21 protein-coding genes and 3 tRNA genes are annotated in these 20,788 nt (G+C 46.6%); 12 read left to right on the forward strand and 12 right to left on the reverse strand.

Annotation, left to right across the window (positions count from 1 at the left end; genetic code table 11):
• Positions 1–12: 12 nt before the first annotated feature.
• The 9 genes from BQ7394_RS03335 to BQ7394_RS03375 all read left to right on the forward strand — a co-directional run bounded on the left by BQ7394_RS03335 (position 13) and on the right by BQ7394_RS03375 (position 7,913).
• Positions 13–1,047: an iron ABC transporter permease gene (locus BQ7394_RS03335; RefSeq protein WP_075556074.1), complete on the forward strand. Its 1,035-nt coding sequence runs from the start codon at positions 13–15 to the stop codon at positions 1,045–1,047.
• Complete coding sequence (locus tag BQ7394_RS03340) at positions 1,047–2,066, forward strand: ABC transporter ATP-binding protein (protein WP_075556075.1); 1,020 nt, start codon at positions 1,047–1,049, stop codon at positions 2,064–2,066. Before BQ7394_RS03335 ends, BQ7394_RS03340 begins: the two co-directional genes overlap by 1 nt.
• Before the next feature lie 54 nt (positions 2,067–2,120).
• Positions 2,121–3,473, forward strand: a complete 1,353-nt coding sequence (locus BQ7394_RS03345) for an MATE family efflux transporter (protein ID WP_075556076.1) — start codon at positions 2,121–2,123, stop codon at positions 3,471–3,473.
• 71 nt (positions 3,474–3,544) lie between these two features.
• On the forward strand, positions 3,545–4,123 hold the full coding sequence (locus tag BQ7394_RS03350) for a DUF4251 domain-containing protein (protein ID WP_075556077.1): 579 nt from the start codon (positions 3,545–3,547) through the stop codon (positions 4,121–4,123).
• 91 nt (positions 4,124–4,214) lie between these two features.
• Complete coding sequence (locus BQ7394_RS03355; RefSeq protein WP_075556078.1) at positions 4,215–4,598, forward strand: co-chaperone GroES; 384 nt, start codon at positions 4,215–4,217, stop codon at positions 4,596–4,598.
• Positions 4,599–4,693: 95 nt separating this feature from the next.
• Entirely contained in the window at positions 4,694–5,491 is a 798-nt protein-coding gene (locus tag BQ7394_RS03360) for a sulfide/dihydroorotate dehydrogenase-like FAD/NAD-binding protein (RefSeq protein ID WP_075556079.1), read from the forward strand.
• Between the two features lie 12 nt (positions 5,492–5,503).
• Complete coding sequence (gene gltA, locus BQ7394_RS03365; protein ID WP_075556080.1) at positions 5,504–6,976, forward strand: NADPH-dependent glutamate synthase; 1,473 nt, start codon at positions 5,504–5,506, stop codon at positions 6,974–6,976.
• Positions 6,977–7,305: 329 nt separating this feature from the next.
• A complete protein-coding gene (locus tag BQ7394_RS03370; protein ID WP_075556847.1) occupies positions 7,306–7,563 on the forward strand; it encodes a type II toxin-antitoxin system HicA family toxin in 258 nt (85 codons plus the stop codon).
• An 11-nt stretch (positions 7,564–7,574) separates the two neighbouring features.
• Positions 7,575–7,913: a type II toxin-antitoxin system HicB family antitoxin gene (locus BQ7394_RS03375; RefSeq protein ID WP_075556848.1), complete on the forward strand. Its 339-nt coding sequence runs from the start codon at positions 7,575–7,577 to the stop codon at positions 7,911–7,913.
• A 142-nt stretch (positions 7,914–8,055) separates the two neighbouring features.
• Here the strand turns inward: BQ7394_RS03375 and BQ7394_RS03380 are convergent.
• From BQ7394_RS03380 to BQ7394_RS03425, 9 genes are all read right to left on the reverse strand, one after another.
• A tRNA-Gly gene (locus tag BQ7394_RS03380) sits at positions 8,056–8,128 on the reverse strand.
• A 36-nt stretch (positions 8,129–8,164) separates the two neighbouring features.
• A tRNA-Leu gene (locus tag BQ7394_RS03385) sits at positions 8,165–8,248 on the reverse strand.
• A gap of 21 nt (positions 8,249–8,269) precedes the next feature.
• A tRNA-Gly gene (locus tag BQ7394_RS03390) sits at positions 8,270–8,342 on the reverse strand.
• Between the two features lie 89 nt (positions 8,343–8,431).
• Entirely contained in the window at positions 8,432–8,887 is a 456-nt protein-coding gene (locus tag BQ7394_RS03395; protein ID WP_075556081.1) for a Rieske (2Fe-2S) protein, read from the reverse strand.
• 4 nt (positions 8,888–8,891) lie between these two features.
• Positions 8,892–10,229 carry an argininosuccinate lyase gene (gene argH / locus BQ7394_RS03400; RefSeq protein ID WP_075556082.1) on the reverse strand — a complete coding sequence of 446 codons (1,338 nt, stop codon included), beginning with the start codon at positions 10,227–10,229 and terminating at the stop codon, positions 8,892–8,894.
• A 10-nt stretch (positions 10,230–10,239) separates the two neighbouring features.
• Entirely contained in the window at positions 10,240–10,650 is a 411-nt protein-coding gene (locus BQ7394_RS03405) for an SRPBCC family protein (RefSeq protein WP_075556083.1), read from the reverse strand.
• A gap of 16 nt (positions 10,651–10,666) precedes the next feature.
• Complete coding sequence (gene pyrE, locus BQ7394_RS03410; RefSeq protein ID WP_046148268.1) at positions 10,667–11,305, reverse strand: orotate phosphoribosyltransferase; 639 nt, start codon at positions 11,303–11,305, stop codon at positions 10,667–10,669.
• A gap of 744 nt (positions 11,306–12,049) precedes the next feature.
• Complete coding sequence (locus tag BQ7394_RS03420; RefSeq protein WP_075556085.1) at positions 12,050–12,520, reverse strand: glucosaminidase domain-containing protein; 471 nt, start codon at positions 12,518–12,520, stop codon at positions 12,050–12,052.
• An 8-nt stretch (positions 12,521–12,528) separates the two neighbouring features.
• The gene (locus BQ7394_RS03425; RefSeq protein ID WP_075556086.1) at positions 12,529–12,975 is read right to left on the reverse strand and encodes an HU family DNA-binding protein; all 447 of its coding nucleotides are present in this window, start codon (positions 12,973–12,975) and stop codon (positions 12,529–12,531) included.
• A 211-nt stretch (positions 12,976–13,186) separates the two neighbouring features.
• Here BQ7394_RS03425 and BQ7394_RS03430 point away from each other — a divergent pair, with 211 nt between their 5' ends.
• The 3 genes from BQ7394_RS03430 to BQ7394_RS26540 all read left to right on the forward strand — a co-directional run bounded on the left by BQ7394_RS03430 (position 13,187) and on the right by BQ7394_RS26540 (position 18,233).
• Positions 13,187–13,423: a DUF4248 domain-containing protein gene (locus BQ7394_RS03430; RefSeq protein ID WP_075556087.1), complete on the forward strand. Its 237-nt coding sequence runs from the start codon at positions 13,187–13,189 to the stop codon at positions 13,421–13,423.
• A 25-nt stretch (positions 13,424–13,448) separates the two neighbouring features.
• A complete protein-coding gene (locus BQ7394_RS03435; RefSeq protein ID WP_075556088.1) occupies positions 13,449–14,714 on the forward strand; it encodes a BT4734/BF3469 family protein in 1,266 nt (421 codons plus the stop codon).
• A gap of 426 nt (positions 14,715–15,140) precedes the next feature.
• On the forward strand, positions 15,141–18,233 hold the full coding sequence (locus tag BQ7394_RS26540) for a DUF6383 domain-containing protein (RefSeq protein ID WP_139317674.1): 3,093 nt from the start codon (positions 15,141–15,143) through the stop codon (positions 18,231–18,233).
• A gap of 219 nt (positions 18,234–18,452) precedes the next feature.
• On the opposite strand, the gene BQ7394_RS03445 is transcribed toward BQ7394_RS26540, so the two are convergent.
• The 3 genes from BQ7394_RS03445 to BQ7394_RS03455 form a co-directional block, all read right to left on the reverse strand.
• Positions 18,453–18,767: a HigA family addiction module antitoxin gene (locus BQ7394_RS03445; protein ID WP_075556090.1), complete on the reverse strand. Its 315-nt coding sequence runs from the start codon at positions 18,765–18,767 to the stop codon at positions 18,453–18,455.
• Between the two features lie 69 nt (positions 18,768–18,836).
• Positions 18,837–19,535: an RloB family protein gene (locus tag BQ7394_RS03450; RefSeq protein ID WP_075556091.1), complete on the reverse strand. Its 699-nt coding sequence runs from the start codon at positions 19,533–19,535 to the stop codon at positions 18,837–18,839.
• Positions 19,519–20,745 (reverse strand): AAA family ATPase, encoded by a 1,227-nt coding sequence (locus BQ7394_RS03455; RefSeq protein ID WP_075556092.1) that lies wholly within the window; start codon positions 20,743–20,745, stop codon positions 19,519–19,521. Before BQ7394_RS03455 ends, BQ7394_RS03450 begins: the two co-directional genes overlap by 17 nt.
• Between the last annotated feature and the right edge of the window lie 43 nt (positions 20,746–20,788).

A 20,788-nucleotide genomic window follows, 5' to 3' on the forward strand; every position in this document is an offset into this window, starting at 1 on the left:
AGTAAATATAATATGCAAAAACGAATAACCTGGCCCCTCCTGTTATTGACCATCCTGATAATCCTGTTATTCCTGGGTGGCTTGGTGTACGGTGCCGTGTCCATCCCGTTGGAGAGCGTGATCGATATCCTTCTGGGGAAAGACGTTGGTCGTCCGGCCTGGCAGAATATCATACTGCAAAGCCGTTTCCCACAGGCTGTAACGGCGTTGTTGGCCGGAGCCTCGCTGGCAACCAGCGGACTGTTGTTGCAGACACTGTTCCGCAACCCGTTGGCCGGCCCCTCCATCCTCGGGATCAGCGACGGAGCCAACCTGGGTGTGGCAGCCATCATGCTCTATTTTGGCGGTACACTAAGCATGGTCACCGAACTTCCGATCAGCGGATACCTGGCTGTTATCCTGGCCGCTTTTGCCGGAGCCGCCTGCATATTAGGACTCATCATCTGGTTTTCGGCAAAGGTGAAAAGCAACGTCATGTTGCTTATCATCGGAATCATGATCGGTTACCTGGCCTCCTCCCTGATATCGGTACTCAACTATTACGCCTCCACCGACAAGGTACACGCCTTCGTGATGTGGGGATTAGGTAACTTCTCTGGCGTTTCCCTGATGCAGCTACCTTACTTCCTCCTTTTCACCTTTGCCGGCCTGCTTCTGGCTATCCTGTTGATAAAGCCGCTGAATGCCCTGCTGCTGGGAGAAATGTATGCCGCCAACCTGGGAATCAAGATCAAGCGAACCCGCATAGGGATCCTCTTCTGTACCGGCCTGTTGACCGCTACGACGACTGCTTTCTGCGGCCCGATCTCTTTCATCGGACTGGCTGTGCCGCATATCGCCCGTCTGATGCTCGGATCATCCAACCATAAGATGCTGGTACCCGTCACAATGCTTGCCGGTTCCTGCATCGCCCTGCTTTGTAATATATTGATGGTGATGCCCGGTACCAACAACATCCTCCCTCTGAATGCTGTGACCCCGATGCTCGGAGCCCCGGTTATCATCTATGTGATCGTGAACCGTAAGAATATCCAATATTTCGACTGATGAGCAGACAGACACCTGTAATAGAAACCAACCGTTTGAGTATCGGCTACCGGCTGAAAGGAGGCAAGCACAAGGTCATCCACGACGACCTTAACCTGCAACTCTTTCCCGGAGAAGTAACTTGTCTGTTGGGCCTGAACGGAGCCGGCAAGTCTACCTTGCTGCGTACTCTCTGCGGTTTCCAGCCCCCGTTGGGCGGCGATATTTCCCTGATGGGGCACCCCCTGTCGTCTTACTCGCAAAGCAACTTTTCCCTCACCGTAGGTGTTGTACTGACGGAAAAGACGAATGCGGGCGGCATCACCGTCTACGAACTGGTATCGCTGGGACGCCATCCGTACACCGGCTTCTTCGGACAACTGAAGAAGTCCGACCGGGAGATCATCGAGCAATCGCTCCTGGCAGCCGGCATTGCCCATAAAGCACAAAACTACGTATCCGAACTAAGCGACGGCGAACGGCAGAAAGCTATGATCGCCAAAGCTCTTGCACAGCAATGCCCCATCATTCTGTTGGATGAACCGACGGCCTTCCTCGACGTAACCAGCCGTATCGAAACGATGGTCTTGCTGCATCGACTGGCAATGGAACAAAATAAAGCGATCCTGCTCTCCACCCACGACCTCGATCTGGCCATCCAGATGGGCGACTGCCTCTGGCTCCAGGAGAAAGGCCGCCCGATGGCTTGCGGTACGCCCGAAGACCTGATCCTGAGCGGTGCCTTCGAATCTTTCTTCGGAAAGGAGGGTATCGTCTTCGATCCCTCTACCGGGAAACTGAATACCGAGGCCCCTGTCGACCCGATAGGGGTAGAGGGCGACTTCCTGGTATCCTATTGGGTGGGGAATGCCTTGATACGTAACGGTTATCGTCCCTCGTCCGTTCAGGCGGACAGGCCTCGTATCAACTGTCTCGACGCCCGTCACATATCCCTCGCCTTGCCCGGAGGGGAGGAGGTGCAACTCTCCGGAGTGGCGGCAGTGGTCGATGCGGTAAGGGAGTATGCCCGTAACCTGTAATAGGGTATATGAGAAGGAAACAAATAGTATAACAAGATTAAGTATAGATGAAATATGGCAAATGAAATAACCTGGCGATTAGAGCATGAGAAAGTAAGCCGCCTATTATTGCAGTATGCTATCCCGGCGGTAGTCGGAACGATGGTGAATGCGTTGTATAATATTGTCGACCGTGTGTTTATCGGTCAGGGAGTCGGTGCGCTGGCAATGGCCGGGTTGACGCTGACGTTTCCCATCCTGCTGTTCCTGCAAGCCTTCGGTATGCTGATAGGGGCAGGTTCTGCTACCCGTGTCTCCATCCACCTGGGAAGAAGGGCGAACGAGATGGCGGAAAAGGTGTTGGGGAATGCTTTTACGCTGACATTCATTATCACCGTCGTGACAGTCATCCCCTGTATGATCTGGATGGACGACCTGCTGATGGCCTTCGGGGGAAGCGAACAGACCATTCCTTATGCCCGCGATTATTTGAATATAGTAGTGCCCGGTACTATCCTGACCTCACTCAGCTTCGGTTTCAATGCGATCATGCGTGCCTCCGGTTATCCGAAGAAAGCCATGTTCACCATGTTGATCGGGGCGGTGGTGAATGTCATTCTCGATCCTATCTTTATCTTTTGGCTGGATATGGGGATACAAGGAGCTGCTATTGCAACGATAATCTCCATGCTGTTGAGTGCCATGTTCGTTATGAACCATTTCATTCAGAAAGACAGCATCGTGCGTTTCCATAAAGGAACTTTCCGTCTGGAAAGACATGTGGTATGGAACATCGTCACCATCGGTATCTCGCCCTTTGCCATGCAGCTGGCAGGTAGCCTGGTGGTCGTTATCCAGAACTATGCCTTGAAGGTACATGGGGGCGACCTGGCTTTGGGGGCCAACGGTATTATCACCAGTGTCGGAATGTTGCTGGTCATGCTCATTATCGGTATCGCGCAGGGCATGCAGCCCATTGTCGGCTTTAATTACGGGGCCGGACAACATAAACGTGTGCAGGAGGTTTTGCGCTTGGTCATCATCACCGCAACGATCATCATGGGGTTGGGCTGTCTTGCGAGCGTTCTGTTTCCCCGGTTGATAGCCCGGGCGTTTACCAGCGATCCTGAGTTGATAGAAGTTACGGCCAACGGTCTGCGGATCAGTTTATTGGTCTTTGTCGTTGTCGGTTCCCAGATCTCCATCAGCCAGTTTTTCCAGAGTATCGGTATAGCCTGGAAGGCGATGTTCCTGAGTTTAAGCCGGCAGTGCCTGTTCCTCATTCCTGCGCTTCTCATCTTTCCGGAGTTCTGGGGACTGGACGGCGTGTGGTATGCTTCTCCTTTTTCGGACTTCATTGCAGCCGTAACTGCCTGGGGTTTCTTATGGTACCATGTTAAAAACATAAAAAGTGAATCGTTAAATTGAACTTCCTGGCGATTTATTTGTCTATTATATGAAAAGTGGTTCGCTATGTATTAATTATAAAGAAAAGAAGTATGAAAAGAGTATTATTATTGCTAGCTGTCCTGCTGTTTGGGCTCGGTTCAGGAACTATGATGGCACAACAGGATAAAGCAGCGGAAAAGGCTGCAAAGAAGGCAGAAAAAGAAGCCCGGAAAGCAGCGGAAGAAGCCGAGAACATGGCTTTGTTTGAACAAGCCGTCCAGGCTCTTAACAGTAAAGACTTCGTGCTCGAAGCCGATCGTGTAGAGTTTAAACGCGGACGTTTTGTGTATGTAACTCCCAGCACTAACTTTGTATCGATGGATGGAAACCGGGCAACAATCCAGTTGGCATTCAACGGAGCTTATGCAGGCCCTAACGGTATAGGCGGTATCACTGTCGAAGGTAATGCTTCCAATGTCGAAATGAAGACCGATAAAAAAGGCAACGTCACTTTCAGTATGATGGTACAGGGCGTAGCCGTATCGGCAAACGTTACTTTCCGCATGGTAAAAGGTTCCAACAAATGTACGGCCACTGTAAGTCCTAACTTCAACAGCAACCGTATCTCATTTACCGGTTCCTTGTATCCGACAGAACAATCCAACGTGTTTAAGGGACGCTCCATTTAAACATAATTGATATACTCTGAACGAAAGGGAGACGTTGCTTTGCGACGTCTCTTTTTTTATATCTTTGCATCACAACTTAAAACTTACGATTATGCAATTATCAATAGACCAGAAAGACGTAGATAAATTCATCATGATAGGCGACAAGGTGCTTATCAAACCCAAGAACCCGCAGAGCCAGACCAAGTCAGGCCTTTACCTGCCCCCTACGGTGCAGCAGGAAAAGATACAAAGCGGATATATCATCAAGGTAGGCCCCGGCTTCCCGCTCCCGTCCCAGAGCGAAGAGCACGAAGTATGGGAAAAGAAGAAGGATGGAGAGGTTCATTACCTGCCTTTGCAGGCGCATGAAGGCGATCTGGCTGTGTTCCTGCAAAATGCCGCTTACGAGATCAACTTTAACGACGAGAAGTTCTTGATCGTGCCCCATTCTGCTATCCTGATGTTGCTGCGCGACGAAGGATTGTTCGAATAAAGCCTTTTTCTTTGGCAAAATACTTATCTATTCACATATTTGATGTATTTTTGCAAGCAAATCAACAAGACAAACTATCAACAGTAGCGATTAGAATGAATAAAATTGTAAGTAAAGAACATTTCTCTGCCAACGTGGTGAAGCTGGAAGTGGAGGCTCCTCTGATTGCCCGCTCACGTAAGGCCGGTCACTTTGTGATCGTGAAAGTGGGAGAGAAAGGTGAACGCATCCCTTTAACCATTGCAGGGGCAGACACTCAGAAAGGAACCATCACCCTGGTGATCCAGGCCGTAGGCGGTTCATCCAAGAAGATCTGCGATTTGAACGTAGGCGATTATATTACCGACCTGGTAGGTCCGCTGGGACAAGCTACCCACATCGAAAAAGTAGGTACGGTTGTTTGTGCCGGAGGGGGCGTAGGTGTAGCACCGCTGTTACCTATCGTTGAAGCATTCCATAAGGCCGGAAACCGTGTGATCGTGGTATTGGCAGCACGTACCAAAGACCTGGTGATCCTCGAAGACCAGATGAAGGCCAACTCCGACGAAGTGATCGTGATGACCGACGACGGTTCCTACGGTACCAAAGGATTGGTGACGAACGGTGTTGAAAGCGTGATCAACCGTGAGAAGGTAGACCTGTGTGTAACCATCGGCCCGGCTATCATGATGAAATTTGTTTCGGCACTTACAAAGAAATACGAGATACCTACCGTCGCTTCCCTGAATACGATCATGGTAGACGGAACGGGTATGTGCGGCGCCTGCCGTATCACGGTGGGTGGAAAGACCAAGTTCGTCTGTGTGGACGGACCGGAGTTCGATGCTCATCAGGTTGATTTCGACGAGATGCTTATGCGTCTGGGTGCTTATAAAGATATTGAAAAGAAATAACCACTTAAACAAATGACAACAGCAGAACTAATTGCAGCCCGCCGTTCCGAACCCTGGAGGGAAGAACTGCGCAAAAGCAAAAAAAATAAAGAACGCACGGATATTCCCCGTGTAGAAATGAATGAACTCGATCCGGAGTACCGTAGCCATACCCGCTTGGAAGAGGTGAACCTGGGTCTGACAAAGGAACAGGCCATGCAGGAGGCACAACGTTGCCTCGACTGTCCGAACCCGACCTGTATGGAAGGTTGTCCGGTAAGTATCAATATCCCGACATTCATCAAGAATATCGAGCGCGGCGAGTTCCTGGAAGCAGCTAAAGTGCTTAAGGAAACCAGTGCTCTGCCGGCTGTTTGTGGTCGTGTTTGTCCGCAGGAGAAACAGTGCGAAAGCAAATGTATTCATCTGAAGATGAAAAAGGCTCCGGTAGCTATCGGTTACCTCGAACGTTTCGCTGCCGACTACGAACGGGAGAGCGGCCAGATCTCAGTGCCTGAGATTGCAGAAAAGAACGGTGTCAAGATCGCCGTGATCGGCTCCGGTCCTGCCGGCCTTTCTTTTGCCGGCGATATGGCGAAGCGAGGATATGAAGTCACCGTGTTCGAAGCATTGCACGAGATCGGCGGTGTATTGAAATACGGTATCCCCGAATTTCGTCTGCCTAATAAGATCGTGGATGTGGAGATCGAAGGCCTTCGTAAGATGGGCGTGAAGTTCATATCCAACTGCATTGTCGGCAAGACGATCAGTTACGAGGATCTGCAAGAAGAAGGCTTCAAAGGTTTCTTTGCCGCCAGTGGTGCCGGCCTGCCCAACTTCATGAACATACCGGGTGAGAACCTGATCGGTGTCATGTCGTCCAACGAATACCTGACACGCGTCAACCTGATGGACGCAGCCAATCCTGAGAGCGATACCCCTGTGTTGCAAGGTAAGAAGGTAGCCGTGATCGGTGGAGGTAATACTGCGATGGACTCAGTCCGTACGGCCCGCCGTCTGGGAGCCGAACGTGCCATGATCGTTTACCGTCGTAGCGAAGAAGAAATGCCTGCCCGTATCGAGGAAGTGAAACATGCCAAGGAAGAGGGCGTGGAATTCCTGACCTTGCACAACCCGATCGAATATATCGGCGACGAACGAGGCCGTGTTAAACAGATGCGCCTGCAGAAGATGGAACTGGGTGAACCGGATGCTTCCGGCCGCCGTCGTCCCGTACCCATAGAAGGTGCCATCGATACGATCGATGTAGACGAAGTTATCGTCAGCGTCGGTGTTTCTCCCAACCCGCTTATCCCGCGTGCCTTCAGCGGCCTGGAAGTGAGCAAATGGGGCACGATTGTAGTCGATCAGGATACCATGCGTTCGGCGCTGCCGGATGTATATGCCGGAGGCGACATCGTGAGAGGTGGTGCTACTGTTATCCTGGCGATGGGTGATGGCCGTAAAGCTGCTGCCGCCATGGATGCCAGCCTGCAAGGAAAATGATCTGAAATTAAGATACAATGAGAAGCCCGGCCGGTGAGGTCGGGCTTTTTTATTCCTGCTAAAGTGTGAAACTCTTATAGTTCCCTAATTTTAAGCGCTTCCCTGCAAAAAAAGATTGTAATGATAAATTTATTATTATATTTGCGTTTACCGTAAATACGGTGTAAGACATAAAGAGAGGTAAAGAAAGTATTTATACAATAGTTATAAATATTGGTGTGTCTATGAAAGGGCTGCGACAGCAATGTTGCAGCCCTATTTGTGTTAAAACAAAGTGAATGTATTGTGTGCAACTATATAATAGTTACATTTGCAAAAAGATTAACCAAATGGGAACTAAAGAAAAACTAATAGTACGTTTTAAGGCCTTGCCTTCTGACTTTACTTTTGAGGAGTTGGAGACTCTCTTGAAGTATTTTGGGTATGAGAAATCAAATAAAGGCAAGACATCAGGATCAAGAGTTATATATAAAAATAAGGATAAACGTCCGATCATGGTACATAAGCCTCACCCGGGGAATATAATTAAGTCTTATGCCATGAAACAGATATTAAATGATTTAATAGAAGCTGGATTTATAAAATAAAGGAGGCAATGATGAATACATTAACTTACAAAGGCTATATTGGCTCTGTTAATTTTAGCGATAAAGATAACCTCTTCTTTGGAAAAATAGAGGGCATTAACGGACTTGTCAATTTTGAAGGTGAAAGCGTTAGTGAATTGAGAAGGGCTTTTCAGGAAGCAGTAGACGATTATTTGGCTTATTGTGAAGAGGAGGGGATTCAGCCTCATAAAAGCTATTCAGGCTCTTTGAACGTGCGTATTTCGCCTGAGATTCATAATAAGATCGCAATGTTGGCAAAACAGGCCGGTATTTCTATTAATGCCTTTATAAAAGAAGCGTTGGAAAAGCAGGTTGCTTCTTTGCTGTAAACAATAGGAGTATTAAGATAGTTAATAGAGGGCCTCGTTTTAGTACGGGGCTTTTTTATTTCAGGCAGACTATGATAAGCATGAATAGGATATAAATAAAAAGCCCCGATATTGTAAACAATACCGAGGCCTTTTGGAAGCGAGCGAAAGACGGGATTCGAACCCGCGACCCTAACCTTGGCAAGGTTATGCTCTACCAACTGAGCTACTTTCGCAAATCGAAAGGGATGAACCCGAAAAATACATCCTTGTACTCGAAGCGGGACTTGAACCCGCACAGCCGCAATGGCCAAAGGATTTTAAGTCCTTCGTGTCTACCATTCCACCATTCGAGCATCCCTTTCTCTTAAGAGATGAGCGAAAGACGGGATTCGAACCCGCGACCCTAACCTTGGCAAGGTTATGCTCTACCAACTGAGCTACTTTCGCGTTCTTTGCGTTTGCGTGTGCAAAGGTAGATAACTTTTTTATATCTGCAAATAATCGGAGAAAAAAGTTTACTCCAAAGGCCGATTTTTTTAATATTGGATCAATAGTTCACTCCCTCTCTGAGTGACATTAAACCTCGTAAGTGCAAATTCTGACGGCCCATCTGACGGAGTTCCAGAGCCATACGCTATTTCGTACTTTGTTCCGCATTCCGGACATTGTGCCCAACCGGTATTATCCGCTTTTACTTTGATATTCTTCTGGGCTTCGTGAGGACAACACAGATCATAAGCATAATATTGTGTACCTCCCGTAGTGGCGCTGAAACCGTTTACGACCAACACGCCCGAATAACCGAGCCGTGTACCGTAATTCTGGCCAGCCTCGCTTGTGATCTCTTTGAAGTTAAGGGAACCTACCAGATCCTTGTCCTTAAACTGCAAGTCCAGTTCAAGGTATACCTGTGCATAAGGGATGTTCGACACATTCACCTTATTGCACGACATCACCAGCAACACCACCAAACAAAAAAATATTCTTTTCATTTTATTATGCTAACAGTTTCTTTTCAGCTTCGTTTACCTTATTAAACGAGAAACCGTCGATAATATTTTGCATCAGAGCAGAAATACTGTCGTTGCACAGATTACCGATACTACCTTCGTGTGTATGGTTCACGGCCTTGTTCGGTGTGAAATTGCCCGCTTCGATCTCCAGACCCACCTGTTTGTAAGCGTCGCGGAAAGGAACTCCTTCCAGGACGAGGCGGTTTACCTCTTCCACGCTGAACAGCAGGGAATATTTATCGTCGTCGAGAATATGCTCGTTCACCTTCACTTCGCGCATCATATAGGTAACCATACGAAGGCAATCCTTCAGTTCGTCGAAAGCAGGCAGGAACACCTCCTTGATGATCTGCAGGTCGCGGAAATAGCCCGACGGCAGGTTATTGCATATCAGCGTGATCTGCTGCGGCAGGCCTTGTATCTTATTGCATTTCGCACGCGTCAACTCGAACACGTCCGGATTCTTCTTGTGCGGCATGATGCTCGAACCTGTCGTGAACTGGTCCGGCAACTTGACGAACCCGAAATTCTGGCTGTTGAACATACAAGCATCGAACGCCAGCTTCGAAATCGTTGCGGCAATACCCGCCATCGCAAAAGCCACCGTACGTTCCATTTTGCCACGTCCCATCTGGGCATATACCACGTTATAATCCATCGAGTCGAAACCCAACAGCTCGGTAGTCATTGTGCGGTTCAAGGGGAAAGATGAGCCGTATCCGGCAGCCGAACCCAGCGGATTGCGGTTGCACACCTTGTAAGCCGCCTGCATCATCTGCAAATCGTCAGCCAGGCTCTCGGCATACGCACCGAACCACAGACCGAACGATGAAGGCATTGCCACCTGCAAATGCGTATATCCCGGCATCAACACCTCGCTATAACGGTTGCTCTGGCTTATCAGTACCTCGAACAGGCCGTTCGTCAGTTCCACCAACTCCTGTATCTGTGCACGCGTGTACAGTTTCAGGTCGAGCAATACCTGGTCGTTGCGCGAACGTCCGCTGTGTATCTTCTTGCCAACGTCGCCCAGACGGCGTGTCAGCATCAGTTCCACCTGCGAATGAACGTCTTCCACGCCCTCTTCGATAACGAACTGGCCGCTGTCGGCAACGGCATAGATGTTTTTCAGTTCTGCCAGCAGAACCGTCAGTTCCTCTTTCGTGAGCAGCCCGATACTTTCCAGCATCGTGATATGGGCCATCGAGCCAAGAACGTCATACTTAACCAGGTAAAGATCCATTTCACGGTCCCGGCCTACGGTAAAGGTTTCGACTTCCTTGTCTACTTGTACATTTTTTTCCCAAAGTTTCTGAGCCATAATGCGGAGATTAATAGGGCAGGGAGGCAATCACAGTTGATATTTTGTCGAGTGCGTCCTGCAACGGTTTCGATACCATCGGTTTGATAAACGGGTTCAGATCGGCGCGGATCGTCATTTTCAACCGCGTGTCGTTCTCTTCCACCTGTTTCAGTTGGATCCAGAGGAAAAGGGGAACGGGCGAGTTGGTTGTAGTAAATTTGATTGTTTTGTTCGGTTCGCGTTCAACGATCTCGAAACGTATCTTACCTACGGGGTCGACAGCGAAACTACAAGAGTCGCTGTCGAACTCAAAGTCTTTAATTTTATCCTGTGGAATGCGGTCCTTAACCCGTTCCAGGTTGGAAAGGTCGGACAGCATTGCATAGACACGATCCTCGTTGTGAGGGATCGTTTTGATCTCACTTACAAATTCTGTCATCCTGTACTCGTCGTGATTATGCTTCAGGGTTCCAGTTTGCAGGGTCTTTACGCCATTCCTGCAGCGTAGCGATTTCCGATTCGTCGATATAGTCTGTACGTACAGCTTCTTCGATAACGGCATCGTAATTGCTCAGTGTAGTCAGCGTCACTTTAGCATCCTTGAATTGCTGTGCAGCTACAGGGAAGCCGTGTGTGAAGATGGCAACCATACCTACTACGTCGCAACCGAAGTTACGTACGGCCTGTACGGCTTTCAAGCTGCTACCGCCGGTCGATACCAGGTCTTCGATGATGACTACTTTCGATCCCGGTTTCAATTCACCTTCGATAAGGTTTTCCAGTCCGTGATCCTTCGGCGTTGCGCGGATGTAAACAAAAGGCAGTCCCAATAAATCGGCAACCAACGCACCCTGTGCGATAGCTCCTGTGGCAACTCCTGCGATGGCGTCTGCGTTTTCGTATTTTTCGCTGATCACACGTGCCAGTTCCAGTTTGATGAAACTACGAACAGCCGGATAAGAAAGCGTTTTTCTGTTATCACAGTAAATCGGAGATTTCCAGCCGGAAGCCCAAGTGAACGGATTGGCCGGTTGTAATTTAACGGCTTTAATTTTTAATAATTTCTCTGCAACTAATCTTTCCAGTGTTTTCATACAATCCTACATATATATTTATATCAAAGTGCAAAAGTAGCTAAACAGAATGATATAACCTTGTAGATACCGAAAAAAATGAAGTCCCGAAAAGATGTTATTGAAAACAAATGGCCTCCCCGGCTAAAGGAGGCCATTTGTTAAAGAAGTTTCAGCCGTATTCTAAGGGATAGGTGCAAATAGAGGGTTATCCCTTTCCGTGCCAGGCGGAGCAGCAGGGCCGGGATATGTTTCAATAGCGGCAATTGCTTCATCATCCGGTGTAGGTTTAAAGTGAAACAAAAAGTTCAGCAATGCAAGAATGAATTCGATGATTCGTTTGAATTTGGACATAGGGTTGATTGTTTGTAGGTTATTATTAATTATGGGCATCTCGGTTGTTGTCAGAAATGAGCTATCTTTCATTACAAGGCAACGCCTTGTGCCGCAGGCTCTCTTTTGCCGTCTGCTTCAGCTGACGGATATAAAAGCCAGGAGGCAAAGCCTCTTCCTTTGTGGGCTTAAGCCCCTTTAAAGCAGGGACTAGCATTATATGTCAAAGGGGTTAAAACCCACAGAGGAATACGGCAAAGCCGGAGCATTAATCTATCCGTCAGCTGAAGCAGACGGCAAAAGAGAGCCTGCGGCATGAGGCGGAGCCTCATAAAAAAGACTCATATCTTTCTATCTCCGAGCGCGAAGCCCAACTGTCACTTGTTAACTGTCAACTGTCATCTGTCAACTGAAAAAGGTTTCACCTTTTTTCTAACCTCCCACCAACGCCACGAGAGCCTGTACCGTCCTCTCTATCTGGACGAGGCTGCGGCGGTAGGATTCGCGGTCGTCGCCGTTCAGTTCGCTGATGTAGGGGCTATAGGCTATTTCGCGGGCATAAGCTTCCGGGTCGTTGCTGCACTGCCAGGCCATGCGGTAGCTACTCCGGATCAGGCGGGCGAAGTCGAGGAAAGAGTTTACGCGGGTGTCGTAGCGGCGGAAGTCGAGCGAATAGCTATCGGTTTTCACCTTCGTTTTCCCGCCGTGCCAGTACTCGTTGCTGCAACCGTAGGCTGTCAGGCCGAAGAAATTGTTACTCTCCGTTGCCAGCCGGCTCGTACCCCATCCGCTTTCGAAGGCTGCCTGTGCCAGTATCACGGAAGGGTTCATGTGGAAAGCTGCACCTGCAGACACGGCAGCCTGCAGGGAGTCTTTGATGAATTTGATTTGTTGTGCTGTCATCTGTCAACTCATTCAATGACTGGTCGGTCGTCTTCTCCACTGCCGCCTTGTGACGGTTCCGTTTCCTTGCCGATGCGTTCGAGGCTGATCTTTTCCAGCATGGCACGCAACCGGGCGCCGGGGGTAAAGATGATCTTCGGCTTGCGGATCATACTTGCCTGGAAATCCTTTTCGGTTAGCGAGCCGGAACTGCCCAGCGACAGGCGGAAACGTCCCAGCGTATCCAGTTCCACCACTTCGTTGCGCAACAACGCCTCTTCCGTTGCACGCAGCAGGCCGCGCACCACCAGTGCCACATCGCCGTCGCTCGCTGTCGAACGGTCGGCTATCACATCGCAGATCGAATTAAAATACATCGTTCCGCTCACCGGGGCGGAGGCATAATACCGTTTTGCACCTGCGGCCGCTCCTTTCGTAAGGTCTTTTTTTAAGACCAGTTTGTACTTTACTGACATAACTTTAAAAGATTAAGGGTTAGTGTAAATAGCTCTGTTTTAGAACTACATAACAAAGATAACACACGCTTTGCCTGCAAAAGGATGCTGCAGAAAGGTGTAGGATAATCACAGTGTATTCTTTTTTTTATAAATATTCCGTCGAAAGCTAACAACGTATTAATATAATGCGTATATTGTCGTATATTAATATACTAAAAAAGAGATTTGTATGGAAGGTAAAAAAAACGAACTATCTCCCTGGAGGAGAGCGTATGGGGTAACGGAATTCGCCCAGTTGTATTTTCCCGGCCAGACACCGGTGATTGCCTATAAACGTATGTGGGAATGGATACGCACTTCGCGCGGACTGAAGGCCAAACTGGAAGCCGCCGGGTGGGTGAAATTCCAGAAACTCTACACGCCGAAGCAAGTCGGCGTATTGATCGAACATTTGGGAGAACCCTGATAGTATTAATTTTAATTGACTTAGTATGAGAGATTCAGTGAATCAAACCGTCGAATGTACCCTGTTCAGAACAGCATTCGACACCACCTCTTACACGCCGGTCACCCTCGGAGGTTATTTCGACGACGTGGTAAGCGGTAAGTACAAGAGATCGGTAGAAAACGTTCGCACCCTGATAGCCTCCGGCAATCAGGAAGGAGCGAAGGTATGTAAAAAGAACCTGCCTCTGTTGGTAGCAGGCGGTCGGATGGTAGGCGGGCGCCGACGTGAACACCTGGTAGACTACTCCGGCTGCGTGGTGGGCGACCTCGACCATGTGTCCGGATCCCCCTCGGAACTGCTTGGCCGTGCCAAAGAACTTCCGTATGTGAAAGCCGGCCATATCAGCCCATCGGGTACGGGCCTAAAGCTCTTCGTCCTGGTAGACAGTGATCTCGAACACCACGCCCAGGCCTTCGACGTAGTGAGCCGCCTGCTCGAAGCCGACCTGCCGGGCGTGAAGGTAGACCCTTCGGGCAAAGACCCCAACCGCGGTTGTTTCGTAAGCTACGACCCGTCGGCCTTTTATAAGGAAGCATCCGAAGTGGTGAACATCCCCGTCGCCCCTGAAAAGGCGGCCGCTTTCTCACAGCCTGAGCCACGTTCGCTGGCCAACTACATCGACAAATTTGAAACCGGCAACCCCTTCTCCGACGGTGGCCGCCACAGCTATGTGGTGAAACTGGCCTCGGCTCTCAACAGTGCCGGCTTCGGCGAAAGCGAAGTAGTGGCCGAATGCCTCTACCGCTACGTTACCCCCGGCTTTAGTGAAAAAAAGATCCTGACCACCGTGTCCGACATTTACCGCCGTTACCGTTCCGCCCACGGTAGCAATCCTTACCGGCAGTCGACAGGGGAGGAGACGAAAAAAAGTATCAAAAGTCTCAAAAATCTCACCCCCATTCCCGAACCGGGACTTTCCGACGAAGGGTCTGCCTTAGGGCCTGATTTTGAACCTGGAGAGAGCGATTTTCCGCACTTCGAAAAGAGCCTTTTGACCGACCTTCCGAACCTCCTTGCGGACACATTGAAGCCGGCCGCCGACGATACGGAACACGACCTGATGTTGCTCGCTGCGCTGACCATGACCAGCACCGCACTGCCGGGCGTGACAGGCCTGCTCCGTAAAGAAGTATGTTATGCCCCGTTCTACACCCTTGCGATCGGCCCCTCGGGTAGCGGCAAAGGTTGTGTCAGCCAGGTGCACAAACTGGTNGTAGTATCTTATCTTTATGCTGTTGAAAATGGGTAGTTACCGGTCATTCAACGGGTAGTTACCGGAGCTTCGACGGATAGGCATCCGTTCGAAAACAGACCATAAGGATTGGATTTATTAACAAAAATTTAGAACAACCATTCAGGCTATGAATAGCAAGGCGAGAGATCGAAAAAAGACTGACTAAAAAAAAGGATCGTTTTTTCTCGTCACAAAGGTACTGCATCATTTTTAAATACCAATCATTTCTTCCAATTTTTTTTCATTCCTATCTTCTTTCTTATCAACAGAATAGCAAAGCGAGTACGAAATAACGACTTTTTGTTATCAAATCAAAAATCCTCGAAAACAGTGACGAGAAAAAACGATCGTTTTAGCTAGTCATTAGGACTATCGAGCCCGTCGAGAAGGGGCTGTGAATGAGTTTTTATAACACTATTATTAATATTAAATTTATTGATTATGAACAAAAAGTTTTCTACTTTATTAACGGCGAGCCTACTGATGGTGGGATCGTTGTTTAGTATGGCGAATGCACAAGGGCTGACTTTGCCTATCGGAGATCTGGCCAGCAGTGTTAAATCCGGTCACAAGTATTTTGTAATACAACAGGGTACTGCTTCTTTAAGTGTTAATGACCTCGCTTTGGGCTTTGCTAAAGATGCTAGTGTGGCTACTACGGTTGTAGATGCTTCTACTGCATTGGCAAACGATGGTAGTGGGAATATTGTAGTAACAACAGCTACTACTGGAGATGCTGGCCTCGGTAATCTGGAAGTCAATTCTTATATCTGGACAGTTACAGAGACAGAGGCAAGTGGAAAGTATTATTATACTTTTACAAATGCATCAACAGGTAAAGTGTTGACGATAAATGGTGAAGTAAATAGTGAAAAATTGGTAACAGATTTTGGAACTCCTGCTGCTCAGACTACTACAAGTTTTGTTTTTGGAACGGCGGGAACAGCTGCTGCTTACACTAGTGGTACTATTTTGACTTATGGAAATGCATCAGCCTCCTATGGTTTTGAATTAAGTGAAAAAACTACAAGTTTCACATCTGCAGGTAAGAATTTCTACCTTTACAATGTAGCCTCGACCTCAGTTGATGCATCCAAACTGAACGACGCAGCTAAAGGAGCTTTCACTTTGAAGTATGATAAATCAACCAACAATCCGTTTGCAGGTTCTCTGAGAGCATTTCAGGTAAGCACTTTAAGTCTAAGTGGCGTTGCTAACGGTACATACTTCGCAACAAGCTGGCCTGCTTCATTGAATGGTAAAGATGTAATCACTGATCTTGCAGATTTCAAGAAATGTACATTTATCGCAGCTAACCCTCAGTCAAACTACAAGATCAACGACCTGGATATCGATGGTGGTGAAGGTTTTGGTTTTATCAATGTAAAGGGTTCTATGTTGCTGACTACTCCTGCTGATGTAACAGCAATGAAAAAAGGTTTTATCTTGAGTAACAATGCAGCTTTTGCAGTAGAACAAGAATTCGGTAATACAACAGACTATCAATTGTCATTGACAGGCGCTAGTTTCATTTCAGAAGACGGAAAATCTGTTAAAACAATTGCCAGCGAATTGATCATCGCCGCCTTGAACGACCAGCAGGGTAAATATGTAACAACCGTACTGGAAAGCAATGCAAACTTTGATGATTACACTAAGACTTGTACTATCGATGCTGCTAACTTGCAAACCGTAGACAAACTGTTATCTACAGATAAAGCATCTGTATTCAATATCAAGTTCTTAAGCAAGAATGCCGGAAGTAAAGATGCAACAGACTCTGAATACAACAAGTATCTGGGTGTGAGCGGTAAAACGGCAGTGTTCTTCGCTCAGGGTTCTGATTTCGTAAACTTGGATGCTCCGGAAAACCAGTGGATCATCGTTGATGCCGACAAGGATAACAATATCTTTACTTTCCAGAACAGAGATTTAGTAGATCAGACATTCGACGTACAGTTAGTTAAGACCAGCAAAGATAATGTTTATGAAGTGATTGAAAAGAGCACTGCTGCTACATTCGACTATGCTTATGTTGATAAAAGCTCTAAAGAATATATAGTAAGTGCTTCTTCTGCTAATTTGGATGGTACAACCATCGAACTGACTGCTGTAACAGTAGATCCGACAGCCGGTTTCGTAACAGACCAGTTGAATGATGCGGGTTTGGTTAAATTCGTTGCTACTTCAAATCAGAAACTGATTGCTGACAAACTGTATTTGGGTGAAGGTTCTGCTGCTCCGCTGGAAATGCAGAAAGACGTTGCAGATGCTTATCTGTGGACTATCGTTAAGTCGGAAGTAGAACCTTATGTTGCTTACAACGACTATGCATATTACAATGCAGGCGATAAGAAAGTAGAATACAAACTGAAGGGTGACACGATCAAGGTTTCTCTCTTCAGCTTCAAACAATATGGCGTAGATAATACTTATTTGTCTGTAAATGCAGATAAGTTGGAAGTTGACAACGATGTAGAAGATGCAGCAGACGCTCAGCAGTTCCTGATCAAAGCTAACAAGAACGGTACTTATTCTTTGATCGAAGTGGAAGCTATTGCAACTGAATATCGCGATGTGGTAACAAATAATACTGAAAAAACTTTCTCTGTAAATAACGTTGATGCTTCTGTAGATAACAATGCAAACGGTGCTTCTGTTTTCTACGATTACGAACAAACTTACATTCTGACAATCGAACCGGAAGAACTGACTCCGAGCTTGAAGCACGAACCTAACTACGTAGCATTGAACGCTAGCAGCATGGGCTATGTAGCTATGGACTCTACACTCTATGAAGGTATCGTTGCTCCGGTTAGCACACTGAAATCTGCTTACAACGCAGAACAGCTGACTTTCAAGTTGGATACTGCTGACACTGATGCTATTGTACCTGCATTCTATATCTCTCACAAAGGTAACTTCATGTACAATGCAAAAGACTCTGCCGACTACTATAACAATGGTACTGCAAGCGCTGAAGGCAATAGAAATTACCTGTTGAAAGACGGTGAAAATGAATATGCAAAAGTTATCTTCCGTGCTGCTACGCTGGTTGCTTCCGATACATTGGCTACAACTGTAGAGGGAAAAGATGCTGCTGTAACAGTAAACAAGACGAACGAAACTCTGGGCGGTCTGAACAACTTCAAGTTCAATATCGTACAGCAGACTAAAGAATCTGAAGGCGAATACGTAATCAAGAGCGTAAACGACAGAAAGTATCTGTTCAACCTGAACGGCTTCTTAGGCTTCACAGCCGATGCTGCCAAGGCTTTGGTTGTAAACGTAGAACAGTCTGAAGCTCCTGTTGCAAACGAAGCAGTAACAACTTCTTCTATCAAAGTTATCGCTGGTAACGGTATTGTAACTGTTATTGGTGCACAGGGCAAGAAAGTTTCCGTTAGCAACGTTCTTGGTCAAACGATTGCCAGCACAGTTCTTTCTTCTGACAGCGCTACAATCTCTGCACCTGCCGGTGTTGTAGTAGTAGCCGTAGAAGGTGAAGCAGCTGTTAAAGCAATCGTAAAATAATAAGCAATTATTTATAATCAAATAATTCTAAATTGACTGCGCGGTGATATCGAACTAAGTAGCCCGCGATGGGTGAACAAGCAGTCGATATTAATACTAAAGTAATGAAATAAAGTTCTTCTGTTCGACCTCTGTGAAGAGTAACAACAGACAAAACAAAGCCCCGACAGGATTTCCTGCCGGGGCTTTCGTATAGAAAAAATGAGTTTAATGTTTGTACTATAATAGCGAAGCGCAAATTTCACGTATTTTTTGCCAACGCGTTTGATTTTTTTCATTAGCCCTGGCAATCTGCATGGTATAGCGGGCTTGCATTTTTACTAATAAATCGGCATTGATACCTAGTGCAGCTTCCATCAACAATGCAAATTCAGCAGTAACTGGGCGCTTTGCATTTAAAATATCATTTAATAGAGTTGTTGAAACGCCTATTTTGAGTGCAAAATCTTTTTGCTTAATCTTTCGGCATTCCAATTCTTCTTTTAAAAGTTCCCCCGGATGATAAGGAATAAAAGAATAACCTAAGTTGCCCATATTGTTTTATTTATATTTAGAAAGTTCAGTTTTTACGCTATCGCCACCGCTAATGTTATGGTGTGTTGATTATTTGCTCAAAGCTTTTCCCGGATTATTAAGTTCGTCCACCAGGCGGAAGACCATTGTGCAGGGATTATGTTTGACATATTCTGTTGTGTCGAATGTTCCGGCAAGTTTCTCCGCCCATTTTATCGCTTGCGCTTCGTTGCCGTATTTCAGTAGTAAATCATGCATATCTTTGGCATTTTTGCGATAGATGAATTTCCCTTTTTTACCGTCTTGCTCCAGTATTTTCTGGTTCATTTCCTTTTCGATGCACTTCTGGTATTCTGTGCGAGACATTGGTGTATTCCGATAGAGGAAGTGTAGCACATACCAAAGTTCAAACGCTTCGTTCGACCAGGCACATTTTATTCCGTTTCTTTCTGCCTTTTCGATGGCCTGATGAAACCGGGATGCAGGAAAGTCGTCTTTGTCGAATACAGCCCATACACTGTTCAGAGGTTTAGGGCTACTTTTTTTGAGCTCGATAGCTGCATTGACAACGCCCAACGGATCGCACCCTTCGCCTTGTGTTTCTATATCCAGTGTGTAGGGTGGAAGACTATTGTTGAACGAAGAAAAATAATGAGGTTCCGTTTTCTGTCCTTCACAAACAATGAGGAAGTAAACTCGCTGATTACGGGTGCCGACTGCCCGTTTATTCCGTGAGCCGTCTCGTTCGAAACGATTGTGGAAACTGTTGATGTCAATCCTCTTTGCCATATTTCATCAGATTTGAAAAATCACCAATGAATGGAATGGCGCCATAGCGTCCTTGTATATAATCTTTCTCGTAGTTCCGGTCATTACGCACTTTTGTACCGTCCGGATCGCGGAACTCGACCAGCGAATATAGGTCGGTTTGCTCTTTCTCATCTTTCTCGGTAAACCATATCTGATCGCGCCGGAAACAATCGCAACCCAACAGATTGGTGTCGTGGGTGGCAAAGATAAGTTGGGCTCCTTTGGAGTTTATTTCCGGAGAATGGAACATCTCTATGATTTTCTTTGTCAGGAGTGGGTGAAGTTTTGCATCTAATTCATCAACGATAAGGGGGATACCTAATTGTAGAGAATATAGGATGAATCCTGTCATGTCGAATATTTTATTGGTTCCGGCAGACTCATTTTCTGTTAATATAAAAGAATGTTGTCCTATTATTTTACCGGAATCATCATATACGTTATGGGTTGTTTTGGCTTTGTCGTATTTAGCCCGCTCTCCTGTCGCTAGATTGATGTCGGTAAAACCTAACTGCAGGTTCCGAAAAAAGTTTTTTGTAAGTGCAGGTCTATTCTTGAAAAATATATCGGTTGCGTCTTTAAAAAGATCGTGATTTACGCCGGATAGGCTGCATATACGATCTATCATTTCAATAAACTCTTTGGCTCTTTTTACATTGAATTGGTCACAGACGGAAACGAAAAGACCGTTATCCCTGGTTCGCTCTTCTAATCCCTTGGCTTCTGCAAAAGTATCGGAAACTCCAATGTTTCCGTTTTCACGAAGGAAGAGGACTTCTTCTTTTTTTGTGTTTACTGGTGCCTTAAATAACCATTCTGTGTGGATTTTGCTGTTATCTAACTCAAATCCATATCTGTAATACTCTGCCTCGTTAGATATAAGTATTTCGAAAAAAGAGGGAGAAGATGTATCTTTTGATAAAAGAAATGGAAGGACATTCAATTTGTCAGTAGAATTGAGCTTGGAAGAATGCAAGATTGTATCTCTTATGAACTTCAAAGCTTTAATAAGATTACTTTTGCCACTGGAGTTTGCTCCGTAAATGGCTGCGGATCTTAGCAGTTTATAGCTGCCGGTTTCAAAAACATTGTTTGGTAACTCTCGTATTTTAGAGGCTTCCATACTAAATGTTTTCTTATCTTTAAATGATAGATAATTTCCTACTGTGAACTCGATTAAATGAACCATAGCATTTCTTTGTTTTGAGAAATATTCTCGCAATTTGCCTCAA

The sequence above is a fragment of the Parabacteroides timonensis genome (assembly GCF_900128505.1).
In the GTDB taxonomy this organism is placed as follows: domain Bacteria; phylum Bacteroidota; class Bacteroidia; order Bacteroidales; family Tannerellaceae; genus Parabacteroides; species Parabacteroides timonensis.